The 16,633-nt window shown below is 72.0% G+C and carries 16 protein-coding genes; 1 reads left to right on the top strand and 15 read right to left on the bottom strand.

Annotated features, from left to right (window positions below):
* Positions 1–26: 26 nt before the first annotated feature.
* The 7 genes from ACWIGU_RS36080 to fmt form a co-directional block, all read right to left on the bottom strand.
* Positions 27–1,469 carry a GuaB1 family IMP dehydrogenase-related protein gene (locus ACWIGU_RS36080; RefSeq protein ID WP_454405878.1) on the bottom strand — a complete coding sequence of 481 codons (1,443 nt, stop codon included), beginning with the start codon at positions 1,467–1,469 and terminating at the stop codon, positions 27–29.
* A 109-nt stretch (positions 1,470–1,578) separates the two neighbouring features.
* Positions 1,579–1,938 (bottom strand): barstar family protein, encoded by a 360-nt coding sequence (locus ACWIGU_RS36075; protein ID WP_454405877.1) that lies wholly within the window; start codon positions 1,936–1,938, stop codon positions 1,579–1,581.
* Positions 1,935–2,363: a ribonuclease domain-containing protein gene (locus ACWIGU_RS36070; protein ID WP_454405876.1), complete on the bottom strand. Its 429-nt coding sequence runs from the start codon at positions 2,361–2,363 to the stop codon at positions 1,935–1,937. The genes ACWIGU_RS36075 and ACWIGU_RS36070 overlap by 4 nt, the downstream gene beginning before the upstream one ends.
* A 74-nt stretch (positions 2,364–2,437) precedes the next feature.
* Complete coding sequence (locus ACWIGU_RS36065) at positions 2,438–3,481, bottom strand: sugar-binding transcriptional regulator (RefSeq protein WP_326776733.1); 1,044 nt, start codon at positions 3,479–3,481, stop codon at positions 2,438–2,440.
* A 78-nt stretch (positions 3,482–3,559) separates the two neighbouring features.
* Positions 3,560–4,246 (bottom strand): ribulose-phosphate 3-epimerase, encoded by a 687-nt coding sequence (gene rpe / locus ACWIGU_RS36060; RefSeq protein ID WP_100597433.1) that lies wholly within the window; start codon positions 4,244–4,246, stop codon positions 3,560–3,562.
* Positions 4,247–4,444: 198 nt separating this feature from the next.
* Positions 4,445–5,911 (bottom strand): RsmB/NOP family class I SAM-dependent RNA methyltransferase, encoded by a 1,467-nt coding sequence (locus ACWIGU_RS36055; protein ID WP_454405875.1) that lies wholly within the window; start codon positions 5,909–5,911, stop codon positions 4,445–4,447.
* A 34-nt stretch (positions 5,912–5,945) separates the two neighbouring features.
* On the bottom strand, positions 5,946–6,890 hold the full coding sequence (fmt, locus tag ACWIGU_RS36050) for a methionyl-tRNA formyltransferase (protein WP_454405874.1): 945 nt from the start codon (positions 6,888–6,890) through the stop codon (positions 5,946–5,948).
* Positions 6,891–7,149: 259 nt separating this feature from the next.
* On the opposite strand from fmt, the gene ACWIGU_RS36045 reads away from it, so the two are divergent.
* The gene (locus ACWIGU_RS36045; RefSeq protein ID WP_454405873.1) at positions 7,150–7,689 is read left to right on the top strand and encodes a hypothetical protein; all 540 of its coding nucleotides are present in this window, start codon (positions 7,150–7,152) and stop codon (positions 7,687–7,689) included.
* A gap of 148 nt (positions 7,690–7,837) precedes the next feature.
* Here ACWIGU_RS36045 and ACWIGU_RS36040 read toward each other — a convergent pair whose 3' ends face one another.
* The 8 genes from ACWIGU_RS36040 to ACWIGU_RS36005 form a co-directional block, all read right to left on the bottom strand.
* Positions 7,838–9,988, bottom strand: coding sequence for a primosomal protein N' (locus ACWIGU_RS36040; protein WP_454405872.1), 2,151 nt, complete (start codon positions 9,986–9,988; stop codon positions 7,838–7,840).
* A gap of 125 nt (positions 9,989–10,113) precedes the next feature.
* The gene (gene metK, locus ACWIGU_RS36035) at positions 10,114–11,337 is read right to left on the bottom strand and encodes a methionine adenosyltransferase (protein ID WP_454405871.1); all 1,224 of its coding nucleotides are present in this window, start codon (positions 11,335–11,337) and stop codon (positions 10,114–10,116) included.
* Positions 11,338–11,586: 249 nt separating this feature from the next.
* Positions 11,587–12,837, bottom strand: coding sequence for a bifunctional phosphopantothenoylcysteine decarboxylase/phosphopantothenate--cysteine ligase CoaBC (gene coaBC / locus ACWIGU_RS36030; RefSeq protein WP_454405870.1), 1,251 nt, complete (start codon positions 12,835–12,837; stop codon positions 11,587–11,589).
* A 132-nt stretch (positions 12,838–12,969) separates the two neighbouring features.
* Positions 12,970–13,242, bottom strand: coding sequence for a DNA-directed RNA polymerase subunit omega (rpoZ, locus tag ACWIGU_RS36025; RefSeq protein ID WP_005319902.1), 273 nt, complete (start codon positions 13,240–13,242; stop codon positions 12,970–12,972).
* A gap of 91 nt (positions 13,243–13,333) precedes the next feature.
* Positions 13,334–13,891: a guanylate kinase gene (gmk, locus tag ACWIGU_RS36020; RefSeq protein WP_356272221.1), complete on the bottom strand. Its 558-nt coding sequence runs from the start codon at positions 13,889–13,891 to the stop codon at positions 13,334–13,336.
* A gap of 58 nt (positions 13,892–13,949) precedes the next feature.
* Complete coding sequence (locus tag ACWIGU_RS36015; protein WP_026246651.1) at positions 13,950–14,273, bottom strand: integration host factor; 324 nt, start codon at positions 14,271–14,273, stop codon at positions 13,950–13,952.
* A gap of 396 nt (positions 14,274–14,669) precedes the next feature.
* Positions 14,670–15,515 carry an orotidine-5'-phosphate decarboxylase gene (gene pyrF / locus ACWIGU_RS36010; protein ID WP_454405869.1) on the bottom strand — a complete coding sequence of 282 codons (846 nt, stop codon included), beginning with the start codon at positions 15,513–15,515 and terminating at the stop codon, positions 14,670–14,672.
* The gene (locus tag ACWIGU_RS36005; protein ID WP_454405868.1) at positions 15,512–16,621 is read right to left on the bottom strand and encodes a quinone-dependent dihydroorotate dehydrogenase; all 1,110 of its coding nucleotides are present in this window, start codon (positions 16,619–16,621) and stop codon (positions 15,512–15,514) included. Before ACWIGU_RS36005 ends, pyrF begins: the two co-directional genes overlap by 4 nt.
* Positions 16,622–16,633 lie beyond the last annotated feature (12 nt).

Here is a 16,633-nt window from a genome sequence, read left to right as displayed (position 1 = left end):
CGGGGCCGGATCCTGCGGCGGAGCGGCTAGCTCCAGCTGGCGTGCAGCGGCTTGCCCTCCGCGTAACCGGCGGCGGACTGGATGCCGACGACGGCCTTCTCCTCGAACTCCGCGAGGGAGTTGGCACCCGCGTAGGTGCAGGAGGAGCGGACGCCCGCGATGACCGAGTCGATCAGGTCCTCGACGCCCGGACGCTGCGGGTCGAGGAACATGCGCGAGGTGGAGATGCCCTCCTCGAACAGCGCCTTGCGTGCGCGGTCGTACGCGGACTCCTCGGAGGTCCGGTTCCTGACGGCGCGAGCCGAGGCCATGCCGAAGGACTCCTTGTACGCGCGCCCCTGGGCGTCGTGCTGGAGGTCGCCCGGGGACTCGTACGTGCCCGCGAACCAGGAGCCGATCATGACGTTCGACGCGCCGGCGGCGAGCGCCATGGCGACGTCGCGCGGGTGACGGACGCCGCCGTCGGCCCACACGTGCTTGCCGTACTTCTTCGCCTCGGCGGCGCACTCCAGGACGGCGGAGAACTGCGGCCGGCCGACACCGGTCATCATGCGCGTCGTGCACATGGCGCCGGGGCCCACGCCGACCTTGATGATGTCGGCGCCGGCCTCGATGAGGTCCTTGACGCCCTCGGCGGCGACGATGTTGCCCGCGACGATGGGCACCTGGGGGTCGAGGCCGCGGACGGCCTTGATCGCGGAGATCATCGACTCCTGGTGGCCGTGCGCGGTGTCGACCACGATGGTGTCCGCGCCGGCGTCGAGGAGCAGCTTGGCCTTGCCCGCGACGTCGCCGTTGATGCCGACGGCGGCGGCGATGCGAAGCTTGCCGTTCGCGTCGGTGGCCGGGGTGTAGAGCGTCGCGCGCAGGGCGCCCGTGCGGGTCAGGATGCCCGCGAGACGGCCGTCCGGCCCAACGGCGGGGGCGTAGCGGCGGTTGGCGTGGTCCAGCTTGTTGAACGCGTCGCGCGGGTCGATGTCCGCGTCGAGCAGGAGCAGGTCCTTGGACATGACCTCGGTCAGCTGCGTGAACCGGTCGACGCCGGTCAGGTCGGCGTCCGTGACGACGCCGACGGGCCGCTGCTCCTCGTCCACGACGACGCCCGCGTTGTGCGCGCGCTTGGGCAGCAGCGCGAGCGCGTCAGCGACGGTCTGGTGCGGGGCGAGGACGATGGGGGTGTCGAGGACCAGGTGGCGGGTCTTCACCCAGGAGATGACCTCGGTGACGACCTCGATCGGGATGTCCTGCGGGATGACGACGAGGCCCCCGCGGCGGGCGACGGTCTCGGCCATGCGGCGCCCGGCGATCGCGGTCATGTTCGCGACGACCAGCGGAATCGTGGTGCCGGTGCCGTCGGGGGAAGCGAGGTCGACCGCCTGACGGGAACCCACGGCGCTGCGGCTCGGCACCATGAAGACGTCGTCGTAGGTCAGGTCGTACGCAGGCTGGATGTCGTTGAGGAAACGCACGTGCTGCTCATCCCAGTCGATCAGAGGTGGCCCCCGGGCAGGTCAGCCCGTGGGGGAAAAGCACGTACTTCAGTGTCCCATGCCGCCACTACCACATGCCCACGGACGATTACACAGGCGGTCGGGAGGGGGCGTGGTCGGATCCTCCAAGGGTCAGGGCGATCACGAGCCTCGGATCCCGGCCACGCCTGCGGTCGACCGCGTCGGTGAACACATCGAGCGCGGTCTCCCAGTCCTCGGGCCTGGCACTGGCGTAGGCCCGCCAGCCCACGACGGACAGGAGCAGCGCCTGGTCCCTGCCGTCGGGCCAGAAGGAGACATCGGTCAGGACGTCGAACAGCGCGTCCCAGTTGCGGCCGAACCAGTCCGGCAGCTCCAGGTCGCGCACGCACCGGTCCATGAACCCGGCCTTGTCCTTGACGCCTTCGAGGTCGAGGACACGGATCCTGTCGGGAGGACCTCCGGTCATCTCAGCACCGCCTTGAACGACTCGTAGTGGTCATCGGTGTAGTACGTCTCGTGGCTCTGCCCCGTGACGATGCGCCGGGCGCCGCGGTCCCGCTCGCCGGGGGTGGGGACGGTGTACTCGTGGTAGTAGCCGCGGCTCTGCCGGGGCAGCTCCCGCTCGAAGTTCCCGAAGACGGAACCGTCCTTGGCGTACGGGAACGGCCCGCCCTTGTCGATGAGGCCGAGGGTCGTACGGGCCTGTGCGGGGAGCCGGGATTCGGGGACCGTGGCCATGCCCCGCGCCCAGGCGGGCGTGGAGCGGCCCGGGGCGGCCCGTGTGTCCTGTTGCGTGTCCTGTGCGGAGCACCCGGTGACCAGCAGGGCGAGGGCGACGAGCAGCGCCCCCGGGAGGAGGGTGAGGAAGCGGGTGAGAAGCCGCGGCAGCATGCCGCCGATGCTGCCACAGCCGCCTCCGGTGAGCGCGGCACACGACGTGAGCGCCGCGCGACGGGACCGGGGCCTCAGACGCCGTCCGGGTCGGCACGGTTCAGCGCCGGCTTGGGCGTGGGGCCCGCGGTGAGCAGGAAGTCCGCGGCGGCCGTGTCCGTGACCAGGCTGGTGACGAGCCCCGACCTCAGCACCGCGTCGATCGCGGCGGCCTTGCGCTGGCCGCCCGCGATGGCGACGACCTCCGGTATGCGCCGCAGACGGTCCGCCTCGACCGTGATGCACCGCTCGCCCAGGTCACGGCCGACGCGGCGGCCCTCGGCGTCGAAGAGGTGCGCGGACATCTCGGCGGCGACGCCGAGCGAGGCGTAGTGGGCCCGCTCCTCATCGCTGAGCATGTCGTGGACGGTGGAGATGCCGGGCTCCCAGGAGCCGATGGAGACGCAGGCGACCGTGACCTTGTCGAAGTACTCGAAGGCGCGGGCGATGCCCGTCTGGCTGCGCAGCGCGGCCGCGGTGGCCGGGTCGGGCAGCAGCATCGGGGCGTAGATCGGGTGGGCCTCGCCGCCGGAGACCTGGGCGGCACGCCGCACGGCCTCTACGGAGCCGCGCTCGGCGGTCCCGGCGTCGTACACGCCCGTGAGCTGCACGACCGTGCAGGGCGGCAGCCGGTCGAGCGCGGCCGCCATGTGGATGGTCGACCGGCCCCACGCAAGGCCGAGCACATCGCCCTCGGAGACCAGCTCGCCCAGGAGGTCGGCCGCGACCTCGCCGAGGTTCTCGGGGTCGGGCGACTCCTCGGCCTCGGCCGGGGACTCGACCACCACGGCGTGCCGCAGGCCGTAGCGGGCGCGCAGCGCGTCGGAGCGCTCCGCGTCGAGCTCGGCCGGTACGCGGATCTCGATGCGTACGAGATCACGTTCGAGCGCGGTCTCCAGGACCCTGGCCACCTTGAAGCGGCTCACGCCGAACTCCTCGGCGATCTGGATCTTGGATTTGCCCTCGAGATAGAAGCGGCGGGCCATGGCCGCCGCCTGCACCAGCTCCGCGGGTCCCATCCGCATCGCTGAGCGACCCGGCGACAGTGCCGACACGGCGATCTCCTCACTGCTGTTCACAACCTGGACTCGCCGTTCATCCTTGCAGATGTGGCGGACTTGATCTGCCCTGATGGGCGGCGTTCACGTTCCCGTGGCTCAGTGGCCGCATGCCCAGGCCGCGGCGGCCGACACCGTCTCGGCCTGCGTGCGCAGTGCACGTACCGCCTGGGCGGGGTCGGCGGCGCCGTAGACGGCGGAGCCGGCGACGAAGACGTCGGCGCCCGCCTCCGCACAGCGCTCGATGGTGGAGGCCGAGACGCCGCCGTCGACCTGAAGCCAGAGCTCGAGGCCGTGCTTGCTGATCAGCTCCCGGGTCCGGCGGATCTTCGGCAGCATGAGGTCCAGGAAGGCCTGCCCGCCGAAGCCCGGCTCGACGGTCATGATCAGCAGCATGTCCAGCTCGGGGAGCAGGTCCTCGTACGGCTCGATGGGGGTCGCCGGCTTGAGCGCCATGGAGGCGCGGGCGCCCTTGGCGCGGATCTCGCGGGCCAGCCGGATGGGGGCGGCCGCGGCCTCCGCGTGGAAGGTGACGGAGCCGGCGCCGGCCTCGACGTACTGCGGGGCCCAGCGGTCGGCGTCCTCGATCATCAGATGGCAGTCCAGCGGGATGTCCGTGGCCCGCGCCAGGGACTCCACGACCGGCACCCCGAGGGTCAGGTTCGGGACGAAATGGTTGTCCATGACGTCGACATGGAGCCAGTCGGCGCCCTCGACGGCCTTTGCCTCCTCGGCAAGGCGGGCGAAGTCCGCGGACAGGATGCTGGGGTTGATCTGCACGGCCATGACCCAAGACTGCCATGCCCGGCGCCGGTTGCTCCCCCCGGTCCAGACCTGTCTCGCTTCCCGGATGCCGCTCCAGCGCCCCGGTGCCATGGTGAGGGAGCCGGATCCGCGAGACCGGAAAGGCCGCCGGCCCCGGCACCTGAAGGCGCGCGGGACCGGCGGTCGGCCGTGTGTCCGTGTCAGGCGGTGCCGTCCGGATCAGGCGGTGCGCCGGATCAGGGCCAGATACATCGCGTCCGTGCCGTGCAGATGCGGCCAGAGCTGGATGTCGGGGCCGTCCCCGAGCGCCGGTACGCCGGGCAGCAGAGGGCGCGCGTCGATGAGTTCGGCGCCGGGGTGGTGCTTCATGACGTCGTCCACGACCGCGCGGGTCTCGGCGAGGTGCGGCGAGCAGGTCGCGTAGCCGACGACGCCGCCCACCCGGACGGAGCCGAGGGCGGTGGTCAGCAGCGAGCGCTGGAGCGGACCGAAGCCCTCCAGGTCCTCGGGGCGCCGCCGCCAGCGCGCCTCGGGCCGGCGGCGCAGCGCGCCGAGACCCGTGCACGGCACATCCATGAGGACGCGGTCGAAGGTTCCGGGCCCCCACGGCGGGCGGGTCCCGTCGGCCGCGATGACCTGGTACGGGCCGGGGTTGCCCGCGAGCGCGTTCGCCACGAGGCGGGCGCGGTGGGGCTGCTTCTCGGCGGCGAGCAGGGCGGCGCCGCGCTCGGAGGCGAGGCCGGCGAGCATGGCCGCCTTGCCGCCGGGTCCTGCGCAGCCGTCGAGCCACTTCTCGTCGCGGCCTTCCAGGGGCGCGTTCGCGAGGGCGATCGCCACGAGCTGGCTGCCCTCGTCCTGGACACCGGCCCGGCCGGTCCGCACGGGGTCGAGCGAGCCGGGCTCACCGCCTTCGGTTAGCCGCACGGCGTACGGCGACCAGCGCCCCGGCAGGGCCGACTCCTCGCCGACCTCGTCCAGGACGACGTCCGCGGTCGTCCGGCCCGGCCGCGCGACGAGCGTGACCTCGGGCCGCTCGTTGTCCGCCTCCAGCAGGTCCTCGATGCCCGCGCGGCCCCCGCCGAGCGAGTCCCACAGCGCCGACACGATCCATCGCGGATGCGAATGCACCACGGCGAGATGGTCCTCGGCGTCCTCGTCGTACGGGGGCGCGACTTTCTCCACCCAGCCGTCGAGGTCGTCCTGCGCGACCTTGCGGAGCACGGCGTTCACGAACTTGGCGCGCCCGTCACCGAGCACGACCCGCGCCAGCTCGACGGAGGCCGACACGGCGGCGTGCGTGGGGATCCGGGTGCCGAGCAGCTGGTGGACGCCCATGTTCAGCACGTCGAGAACGGGCGGGTCCACCTCCCGCAGCGGCCGGTCGATACAGGCGGCGACGATCGCGTCGTACGTGCCCTGCCGGCGCAGCGTCCCGTAGACCAGCTCCGTGGCGAGCGCGGCGTCACGGGCGTCGAACTTTTCGGGTCCCTCCTTCTCGCGGGCCTTGCGCAGCAGCGGCGGGAGCACGAGGTTCGCATACGCGTCGCGCTCGTCCACGGCCCGCAGCGCCTCGAAGGCGAGATAGCGGACCGGGTCCTTCTGCGGGCGGCGGTACGGCTTCCCCTGCTTCCCGGGGGTACCGGGCTTACCTGACTTCTGGGGTCGCCGGCCGGGCTGGTCGTTCAAAGGTGCTCCGCTGCTGGTATCGGCTCGAACCCATTCAGCCTACGTCGGACCCGCCCAGCCGCTCGCCCGGGGCGATCCGCACCCCGCGCGCCCAGTCGGCCGCGGCCATCGGCTTCTTGCCCTGAGCCTGCACCCACAGCAGCTCCACCGCGTAGGAGCCGGTCCCGACGTACAGGTTCTTCTTGCCGACGGCGAGCTCGCCGGGCGCGAGATCGGTGCGCTCCGGCACGCGGACGGCCTGGATGAGCTTGAGGCGCTCGCCGCGGAAGACGGTCCAGGCGCCGGGCGCGGGCGTGCAGCCGCGGACGACGCGGTCGACGCGCAGGGCGGGCGCCGCCCAGTCCACGCGGGCGTTCTCGACGGTGATCTTCGGGGCGACCGTGATGCCGTCGGCGGGCTGCGCCACGGCCTTCAGGGAGCCGTCCTCGATACCGTCCATGGTCGCGGAGAGCAGTCCGGCGCCCGCGAAGGCCAGCCGGGTGAGCAGGTCGCCGCTCGTGTCGGTGGGCCGCACCGTCTCCGTCACCGTCCCGTAGACGGGCCCGGAGTCGAGCCCTTCCTCGATCAGGAACGTGGACGCTCCGGTGATCTCGTCACCGGACATGATCGCGTGCTGTACGGGGGCGGCGCCGCGCCAGGCGGGCAGCAGCGAGAAGTGCAGGTTGACCCAGCCGCGGGAGGGGACGTCGAGGGCGACCTTCGGGAGCAGCGCGCCGTAGGCGACGACCGGGCAGCAGTCGGGCGCGATCTCGCGCAGCCGGGCCAGGAACGCCTCGTCGCGCGGCTTCACCGGCTTGAGGACCTCGATCCCCGCCTCCTCCGCACGCTCGGCGACCGGACTGGCGACGAGCCTGCGGCCGCGGCCCGCGGGAGCGTCCGGCCGGGTGACGACCGCGGCGACCTCGTGCCGGTCGGAGGCGATCAGGGCGTCCAGAGCGGGAACGGCGACCTCGGGGGTGCCTGCGAAGACGAGCTTCATAGGTGTCTTTCGGCCTCTCGGGGCAGGGACTTGACGGGCAGCACACCAGTCTATGACCGTTCCACCGGCCCATTCCCTCCGATATTCGGGGCCGCCTGCACCTGGGGGCGTACGCAGGGACGCGCGCCCTGCGCATATGCGCATACGCCCCTCCAGCGTGACCCCTCACCAACTGGCGCGTTGGTCAAGGAAGAGTTGACCAACCAAGGGCCACAGATGCGGCCCGATCCGTTTCAACGCCGGTTCGAGAGGCTTGTTCATGGCCGACCACGCAACCCACGACGCCCAGGCACGGGCCAGCCTGCACCTCCTGGTACGGGACATCGAGCGGGTCCGCCGGCAGGTGGACGCGCTGCGCACCCTCAGCGCCCAGCTCGGCAACGTCTACCGTCCGCGCCGCTCCGGCCCCTCCGCGGGCTTCGTCGTCTACGGGCGCGCTCCCGCCCCGACCGTTCGCCTGGCCCAGGAACTGCGCGACAGTGTCGAGACCCTGGTGACCGCCGCCGTCGACTTCGACCGCTCGCTGGGCTTCTCGTGGGACGCCGTGGGCTCCGCGCTCGGGGTGACGAAGCAGGCGGTGCACCGCCGGTACGGGGCCCGCAGGGCCGCGGCGCAGGCGGCGGCCGAGGCCGAGCGCGCCACGGAGACGGCGGGGACACGGCCCCCCGTGCCCATCGGCACGGCGACGATCCCGTCCGTACCCGCCGCCCGCTCCATGCCCACGCAGCCGACCGCGGGCAGCGCGGCGCTCCGCGAGGACCCCCGCCCGACGGCCTTCCCCGGCCCGCGCAACGGCTGACCTCGCCTGCTGTCTGCCTCCCCGCACATCGTCAAATACGGGGAGGCAGAGGTGTGTTGGGGCGCACCGCGTTGTTCCGGGGCAGCGCCCGGAGAGGCCGATTGCCACCGGCCGCTCCGGGTGCGCCACCTGCGCCGCGTCCACCACCTCAGCCGATGTCCGGCGGATCCACCCGCACCCGTACCGGCTCCGTGCCGCCCCTGGCCATCCGGGCCGCCTGAGCATGCTTCAGGGCCGACGCGAGCGCCGCGCCGCTGCCGGGCGGGACCCTGACCAGGACGCGCTCCCAGTGCTCCCCCGGCGGCGGCGCACCGGGACGGCGTGACGGTCCCGGCGCCGCGTCCGGCACCGGGACAGGGCCCAACACCTCGGCGTCACCCGGCAGTTCCACCGCCGACAGGAACCCGGCGAGCGCCTCGGGCGCACCCGACACCGCCGCCATCCGCGACACCGGAGGAAAGCCGAGCTCGGCCCGCTCGGAGAGCTCCCGCACGGCGTGCCCCACCGGGTCCCACCGCACCAGCGCCTGCACGGGACGCAGCGTCGGCTCGGCCACGATCACCACCGTGCCGCCCGTCCCCTGCGGTCTGACCAGCGAGGCCGCCGCGATCCAGCGCCGCAGCGCGTCCTCCCCCGCCCGCAGGTCGGGGCGGCCCAGCATCGCCCAGCCGTCGAGCAGCAGCGCGGCCGCGTACCCGCCTTCGGCCACCGGCTCCGCGCCCGGCGTACTCACCACCAGGGCCGGCGCCCCCGGCACCGTGTCGAGAACCTGCTCCCGCCCGGACGTGCGCACCGGCACCGCCGGAAAAGCCCGCCCCAGCTCCTCCGCCGTCCTGCGCGCCCCCACGACCTGTGCCCGCAGCCGGAACCCCCCGCACTCCTGACACTGCCAGGCGCTCTCCTCCTGCCCGCACCAGCCGCACGTGAGGGCGGCGGTCCCCTCGCTCGCCTCCAGGGGCCCGGCGCAGTGGCGGCAGCGCGCGGGCTCGCGGCACCGCTCGCACGCGAGCCGCGGCACGTATCCGCGCCGCGGCACCTGCACCAGAACCGGCCCGCTCTTCAGCCCTTCCCGCACCACCTGCCACGCGAGCGTCGGCAGTCGCGCGGCCCGCGCCGCCTCGTCGCGCGCGAGGTCCCCGTCCCCCACGGTCCGTACGAGGGGTGCGGCGCCCCGTACTTGCTCACGCCCAGCGATGAGGGGCGCGGCCCAACCGCTCTCGACGAGCTGCGCGGCCTCGACCGTGCAGCTCCAACTTCCCAGCAAGAAAGCACACTTGTCGTGCGCCGCTCGCAAGAGCAGCACATCGCGCGCGTGCGGCTGCGGAGCATGCGGCTCCGCATGGCTGGTGTCCCCGTCGTCCCATATGACCACGAGCCCCAGGTCCCGCACGGGGGCGAACATCGCGGCCCGCGTCCCCACGACCGCCTGCACCGACCCGCGCCGCACCCCGAGCCACTCGCGATACCGCTTCTCGGGACCCGCGTCGGCGGTCAGCACCGCATGCCGTCCCTCGCCGAGTACGGCGCTCAGCGCGGCGTCGACCCGCGCGACCGCCCGCCCGTCGGGGACCACGACCAGGGCCCCGCGCCCACCGGAGAGGGTCGCGGCGACGGCGCGCGCCACTTCGTCGGCCCACTCGGGTCCGGGCAGCGCGTTCCACACGGCCCGGGGCGCGCCGCCGGACGCGAGAGTGTCCAGGAAGCCCGGCCCGCGCTCGTACCGCCGCCAGCTCCCCGCGTCCGGCGACGGCGGAGGCGGGAGCGGCTCGGGCGACGGTTTCTTCTCGGCGCGCGCGTTCCGCGGCGGGACGGCCAGCTGGAGCACGTCGGCGAGGCTTCCCGCGTACCGGTCGGCGACGGCGCGGGCGAGGCCGAGCAGCTCCTCCCCGAGCACGGGCTCGGGCGACACGACCTGCGCGAGGGCGGCCAGCGGCCCCTGGTACGCGGACTCGGCGACCCGCGCGACGACGAACCCGTCGATCAGCCCGCCCCCCTCGCGGCGTCCGCCGCGCACGGAGTGCTTCCCGGCGCCGAACCGCACCCGCACCCGCACCCCCGGCTGCGCGTCGGCGTCAAGCTCCTCGGGCACCGCGTAGTCGAAGTACCGGTCGAGGTGCAGCACGCCCTTGTCGACGAGCACCCGGGCCACGGGCAGCTCCTTGGCCAGCGCGGCCCCCCGCCACGTACGCGGCTTGGCCCGCGGCACCTTGGCCTGCCGCACACTCTCCCGGATCAGCGCAAGCTGCTCGGGCGGCGCACCCTCACCACCGCCGTCGCCCTGCCCGTTCTCGCTGCTCACAGCCAAATTCCTACCAGACCCCACTGACAGCGGCCGCCGCGATGGGGGCGACGACGCGCGACGGCCCCGGACCGAACCGGTCCAGGGCCGTTCACGTGCGGGCGTCGTCCGCCGCGGGGTCCCGCTTAGAGGCCCGCGGCCTTGCGCAGCGCGTCCACGCGGTCCGTGCGCTCCCACGTGAAGTCGGGAAGCTCGCGGCCGAAGTGGCCGTACGCGGCGGTCTGCGCGTAGATCGGGCGGAGCAGGTCGAGGTCACGGATGATCGCGGCGGGGCGGAGGTCGAAGACCTCGGTGATCGCGTGCTCGATCTTTTCGGTGTCCACCGCGGCCGTGCCGAACGTCTCGACGAAGAGGCCCACCGGCTCGGCCTTGCCGATCGCGTACGCGACCTGGACCTCGCACCGGGTGGCGAGGCCGGCCGCGACGACGTTCTTGGCGACCCAGCGCATCGCGTAGGCGGCCGAGCGGTCGACCTTGGACGGGTCCTTGCCGGAGAAGGCGCCGCCGCCGTGGCGGGCCATGCCGCCGTACGTGTCGATGATGATCTTGCGGCCGGTCAGGCCGGCGTCGCCCATCGGGCCGCCGATCTCGAAGCGGCCGGTGGGGTTCACCAGAAGCCGGTAGCCCTCGGTGTCCAGCTTGATGCCGTCCTCGATGAGCTGGTTCAGGACGTGCTCCACGACGAACTCGCGGATGTCGGGGGCGAGCAGCGACTCGAGGTCGATGTCCGACGCGTGCTGGGAGGAGACCACGACCGTGTCGAGGCGGACGGCCTTGTCGCCGTCGTACTCGATGGTGACCTGGGTCTTGCCGTCGGGGCGCAGGTACGGGATCGTCCCGTTCTTGCGCACCTCGGACAGGCGCCGCGAGAGGCGGTGCGCGAGGTGGATCGGGAGCGGCATCAGCTCGGGCGTCTCGTCGCACGCGTAGCCGAACATCAGGCCCTGGTCGCCCGCACCCTGCTTGTCGAGCTCGTCCTCTTCGTCTCCGCGGGAGGCCCCCTCGACACGCGACTCGTACGCCGTGTCGACGCCCTGGGCGATGTCGGGGGACTGCGAGCCGATGGACACCGACACGCCGCAGGAGGCGCCGTCGAAGCCCTTCTTCGAGGAGTCGTAGCCGATCTCGAGGATCTTCTCGCGCACGAGCTGCGCGATCGGCGCGTACGCCTTGGTGGTGACCTCACCGGCGACGTGCACGAGGCCCGTGGTGATGAGCGTCTCCACGGCGACCCGGGAGGTCGGGTCCTCCCGCAGAAGCGCGTCAAGAATGGTGTCGCTGATCTGGTCAGCGATCTTGTCGGGGTGACCCTCGGTCACGGACTCCGAGGTGAACAGGCGACGGGACACAACGCTCCCTGTGGTTGCAGCGGCTGCTGGCTGATCATTTGCGGACGGCCGGGAGCTGCGCCCGGCGTTGTCCTCGACCAGTTTATCGGTCGGTGTCGGCCGCTGGACCACGTGTCTCGCCACTTGGGAGCGCTGTGACCAGCGGCACTGCATTCTGCGGTACGACGATCGCTCTTAGGAAGAGGCGAACATGTCCGAATTGTAAGAGATTCGTGCAGTTCGGGACCTCCGCTGGAGCGAAAGCGGCATTCACTCGCCGTCGTAGATCCGTTCCACGGCCCGCGCGTCGCCGATGGGCAGCAGCCGGGCGACAGCGTCCCAGATCGTGTCGGAGAGCACTTCCTTCGGACCGTACGGGACCGGGACCTCGCTGCCGTCCGCACCGAGCAGAACGGCCTCGTTCTCCTCGGAGCCGAAGGTCTTGCGCTCCCCCACCTCGTTGACCACGAGCAGGTCACAGCCCTTGCGGGCCAGTTTCTTGCGGCCGTTGGCGAGGACGTCGTCCGTCTCCGCGGCGAAGCCGACGACGAGCTGCCCGGGGCGCGGCCGGTCCGCCGAGAGCTCGGCGAGGATGTCCGGGTTACGGACCAGGGCGATGGGCTCCGGCTCCTGCCCGTCCCTCTTCTTGATCTTCCCTGTGGCGTACGTCTCGGGGCGGAAGTCGGCCACGGCCGCCGCCATGACCACTACGTCCGCCTCCGGCGCCGCCTCGAGGACGGCCTCACGCAGCTCTACCGCCGTCCCTGTGTGGACGACGTCGACGCCGGCCGGGTCGGGCAGCGTCGCGTTGGCCGCGAGGAGGGTGACGCGGGCGCCGCGGGCGACCGCTGTGCGGGCGAGGGCGTAACCCTGCTTGCCCGAGGAGCGGTTGCCGAGGAAGCGGACCGGGTCGAGGGGCTCGCGGGTGCCGCCCGCGCTGATGACGACGTGCCGCCCGGCGAGGTCCTGGGTGGTCGCCAGATCGCCGCGCGCGAGGACCCGACGGGCGAATTCGAAGATCTCCACCGGGTCGGGGAAGCGGCCCTTGCCCGTGTCGACGCCGGTGAGGCGGCCGACGGCGGGCTCGATGACGAGGGCGCCGCGGCGGCGGAGCGTGGCCACGTTCTCCCGCGTCGCCGGGTGCTCCCACATCTCCGTGTGCATGGCGGGGGCGAAGACGACCGGACAGCGGGCGGTCAGGAGCGTGTTCGTGAGGAGGTCGTCGGCGAGGCCGTGCGCGGCCTTGGCGAGCATGTCGGCGGTCGCGGGCGCGACGATCACCAGGTCGGCCTGCTGGCCGATGCGCACGTGCGGGACCTCGTGGACGGAGTCCCAGACCTCGGTCGAGACGGGGTTGCCGGACAGCGCCGACCAGGTCGCCTCGCCCACGAAGTGCAGGGCGGACTCCGTCGGCACGACGCGTACGTCGTGCCCCGACTCGGTCAGCCGGCGCAGGAGCTCGCACGCCTTGTAGGCGGCGATTCCGCCACTGACCCCCAGAACGACCTTGGGCTTGTCCACGGTCCGTGCCTCCCCGCACTCGGATTCCCGCACTCGGGAACGTACGACTCCCCTCGGAGGCGTACGACTCCATGACACACCACAGGCCCGACAGTCGCGCTGCCGGGCCTGTGGCCGAGAAAAACTGATTGCTTACTGAGCCGGGCCCTCGATGGCCTCGGACGTCAGCAGCCCCGCGTTGATCTCACGGAGCGCGATCGAGAGCGGCTTCTCGTGGACGTGGGTGTCCACCAGCGGGCCGACGTACTCGAGCAGGCCCTCACCGAGCTGCGAGTAGTACGCGTTGATCTGACGCGCGCGCTTGGCGGCGTAGATCACGAGGCTGTACTTCGAGTCGGTCGCCTCGAGCAGCTCATCAATCGGCGGGTTGATGATGCCCTCGGGCGCGGTAATGGAAGAGGACACTCTCTGCCTTCCGATGGGATTGAAGATCACATGTGATCAAGGAAACGCGGGATTGCTCCGGCGGAATTCGAGATCACAAATAGATCGAAGATCAAACAACTCTCATCAAGGCTAGCAGCTCACGGGCCACGTCCTCGACGGAGGTGTTGACCAGGGTCGTATCGAACTCCGATTCGGCTGCGAGCTCGACCTTGGCGGCCGCGAGTCTGCGCTCGATCACCTCGGGGGCCTCGGTCCCCCGGCCGGTGAGCCGACGGACCAGCTCCTCCCAGCTCGGCGGGGCGAGGAAGACCAGCTGCGCCTCGGGCATCGACTCGCGGACGAGCCTGGCGCCCTGGAGATCGATCTCGAGGAGGACGGGTTCGCCCGACTCGAGACGGTCCAGGACGGCCCGGCGCGGGGTCCCGTACCGGTTGCCCGCGAACTCGGCCCACTCCAGCAGCTCGCCGTTGGCGATCAGCTTGTCCATTTCCTCGTCGGTGACGAAGAAGTAGTGGACACCGTGCTTCTCGCCGGGGCGCGGCTTGCGGGTGGTGGCCGAAACCGACAGCCAGACCTCGGGGTGTTCCTTGCGCATATGAGCGACGACCGTGCTCTTGCCGACCCCGGAGGGGCCGGAGAGCACGGTCAGCCGCGGACGTTCACTCATGCAGCGATTATTCCAGCTGTCCCGTAGTGCCCGGACCAGTCGGTCCGGACCCGCGGAACTAAGCGCCGGTGCTGCCGAACTCGCGCTCCAGGGACGCGATCTGGTTGGAACCGAGTCCACGCACACGGCGGCTCTCGGAAATTCCGAGCCGCTCCATGATCTGCTTGGCACGGACCTTGCCCACGCCGGGGAGGGACTCGAGGAGGGCGGAGACCTTCATCTTGCCGATGACGTCGTTCTCCTGACCCTGCTTGATGACCTCGTGCAACGAGGCGCCGGAGTGCTTGAGTCGATTCTTGACCTCGGCCCGCTCCCGGCGAGCCGCGGCGGCCTTTTCGAGCGCGGCTGCGCGCTGTTCAGGGGTAAGGGGCGGAAGAGCCACGCCTACGTCACCTCGGATGTCGAACTGTCGGATACGGACCGGTGAGGAACCTAGTCGCCCCTCACCTGGGGAGCAACGAGCGATGGGCTCGCCCGTTTCTCCCCCACTGACTTGAGAGCGTGGGAGGTGCCCCCACTCGACGGAGACTAGCGGCCAGGACCGCCTGAGTCAGCGAGAACAGACGAAAAGTCCTGGTCAGCCTCCGTCGAGCCCGACATTACAGACATATAGCCCCGGATTTCTGCCCGGATCCCTGTGCGAGCCCCTCCCCGAGGCCCCGTTGAAACATCACGGAATGGTCAAGGAGGCTCCCGCGAGCCCTCGCGAGGACCCTTTTCGCACCTCGGCGGCACCTCTCAGCACCTCGAACAGCCGCGAATCCGTCACCGGATCGGGTCAGCCGGCGGCGACCGCCGCGCGGACCTCGTCGGCGAAGCGGACCGACGCGTCGCGCAGGGCGGCGACCGAGGGGCCCGCCTTCAGAACGGCGCGGCTGACGTTCGGGACGACGTTGCGCGCGGCCGCGCCGAAGACGGCCGGCAGGTCCGCCGGAGTCGCGCCCTGCGCACCGATGCCCGGGGCCAGGAGCGGACCGTTGATGTCCAGGTCGTACGAGGACAGGTCCCCGAGCGTCGCGCCGACGACCGCGCCGAAGGAGCCCATGGGCGTCTCGCCCGCGTTCTCCTCGGCGAGGTGCGCGAGCATCGTCGCGCCCACATTGCGCCCGTCGGCGCGTACGGCGTGCTGGACCTCGCCGCCCTCGGGGTTGGAGGTCAGGGCGAGGACGAAGAGTCCGGCGCCGGACTCGCGGGCCAGGTCGACGGCCGGCTTCAGGGACCCGTAGCCGAGGTACGGCGAGACGGTGAGGGCGTCCGAGAAGAGCGGGGAGTCCTTGTGCAGGAAGGTCTCCGCGTACGCGGCCATGGTGGAGCCGATGTCGCCGCGCTTGGCGTCCATGACCACCAGCGTGCCGGCGGCGCGCAGGTCCGCGACGGCGCGCTCCAGGACGGCGACGCCGCGCGAGCCGAAGCGCTCGAAGAACGCCGACTGCGGCTTGACGACGGCGACCGTGCCGGCGAGCGCCTCGACCGAGATCCGCGTGAAGCGCTCCAGGCCGTCGATGTCGTCGTTCAGGCTCCAGGCCGACAGGAGCGCCGCGTGCGGGTCGATGCCCACGCACAGGGGGCCGCGCTCGTCCATGGCGCGGCGCAGGCGGGCGCCGAAGGGTTCGAGAACCGTCATGCGTGGGCCTTCTTCACGTCGGCGCCGACGGCGTCGGCGAGGGTGGCGTACGGCGAGGTGTTCAGGCGGGCGGCGAGGCCCTTGTGGATGGTGCGGGCGTAGAAGGGGCCCTCGTAGATGAAGGCGCTGTAGCCCTGGACGAGGGTGGCGCCGGCGAGGATGCGCTGCCAGGCGTCCTCGGCGTTCTCGATGCCGCCGACGCCCACCAGGGTGATCCGGTCCCCCACGCGCGCGTAGAGGCGCCTGAGGACCTCCAGGGAGCGTGCCTTGAGGGGTGCGCCGGACAGGCCGCCGGTCTCCTTCACGAGGGACGGGTCGGAGGCCAGGCCGAGACTGTCGCGCGCGATGGTGGTGTTCGTGGCGATGATCCCGTCGAGACCCAGCTCCACCGCCAGGTCGGCGACGGCGTCGACGTCCTCGTCGGCGAGGTCGGGGGCGATCTTCACCAGGAGGGGGACGCGGCGCGAGGTGACGGTGCGGTCGGCGGCCTCGCGCACGGCGGTCAGGAGCGGGCGCAGCGCCTCGGTGGCCTGGAGGTTGCGCAGGCCGGGCGTGTTCGGCGAGGAGACGTTCACGACGAGGTAGTCGGCGTGGGCGGCGAGCCGCTCGGTCGACTTCACGTAGTCGGCGGCCGCCTCCTCCTCGGGCACGACCTTGGTCTTGCCGATGTTCACGCCGACCGTCGTCCTGAAGACGGCCTTGCGGGCCGCCAGGCGGTCCGCCACGGCCGCGGAACCCTCGTTGTTGAACCCCATGCGGTTGATCAGCGCGCGGTCCGGCACGAGGCGGAACAGGCGCTTCTTGGGGTTGCCGGGCTGCGGCTCGCCCGTGACGGTGCCGATCTCGATGTGGTCGAAGCCGAGCATCGTCATGCCGTCGACCGCGACGGCGTTCTTGTCGAAGCCGGCGGCGAGCCCGAAGGGGCCGTGCATCCGCAGGCCGAGGGCCTCCGTGCGCAGCTCTTTGTGGCGGGGCGCGAGGACGGCGGCGACGAACGTGCGGAGCACGGGGACGCGGGCCGCGAGGCGGATCCAGCGGAAGGCCAGGTAGTGGGCCTTCTCGGGGTCCATGCGCTTGAAGACGAGGTGGAAGAAGAGCTTGTACATCGTGGGTGGTGT

It is taken from the genome of Streptomyces sp. NPDC055400 (genome assembly GCF_053644375.1).
This window is presented reverse-complemented; position numbering and strand designations above follow the sequence as displayed.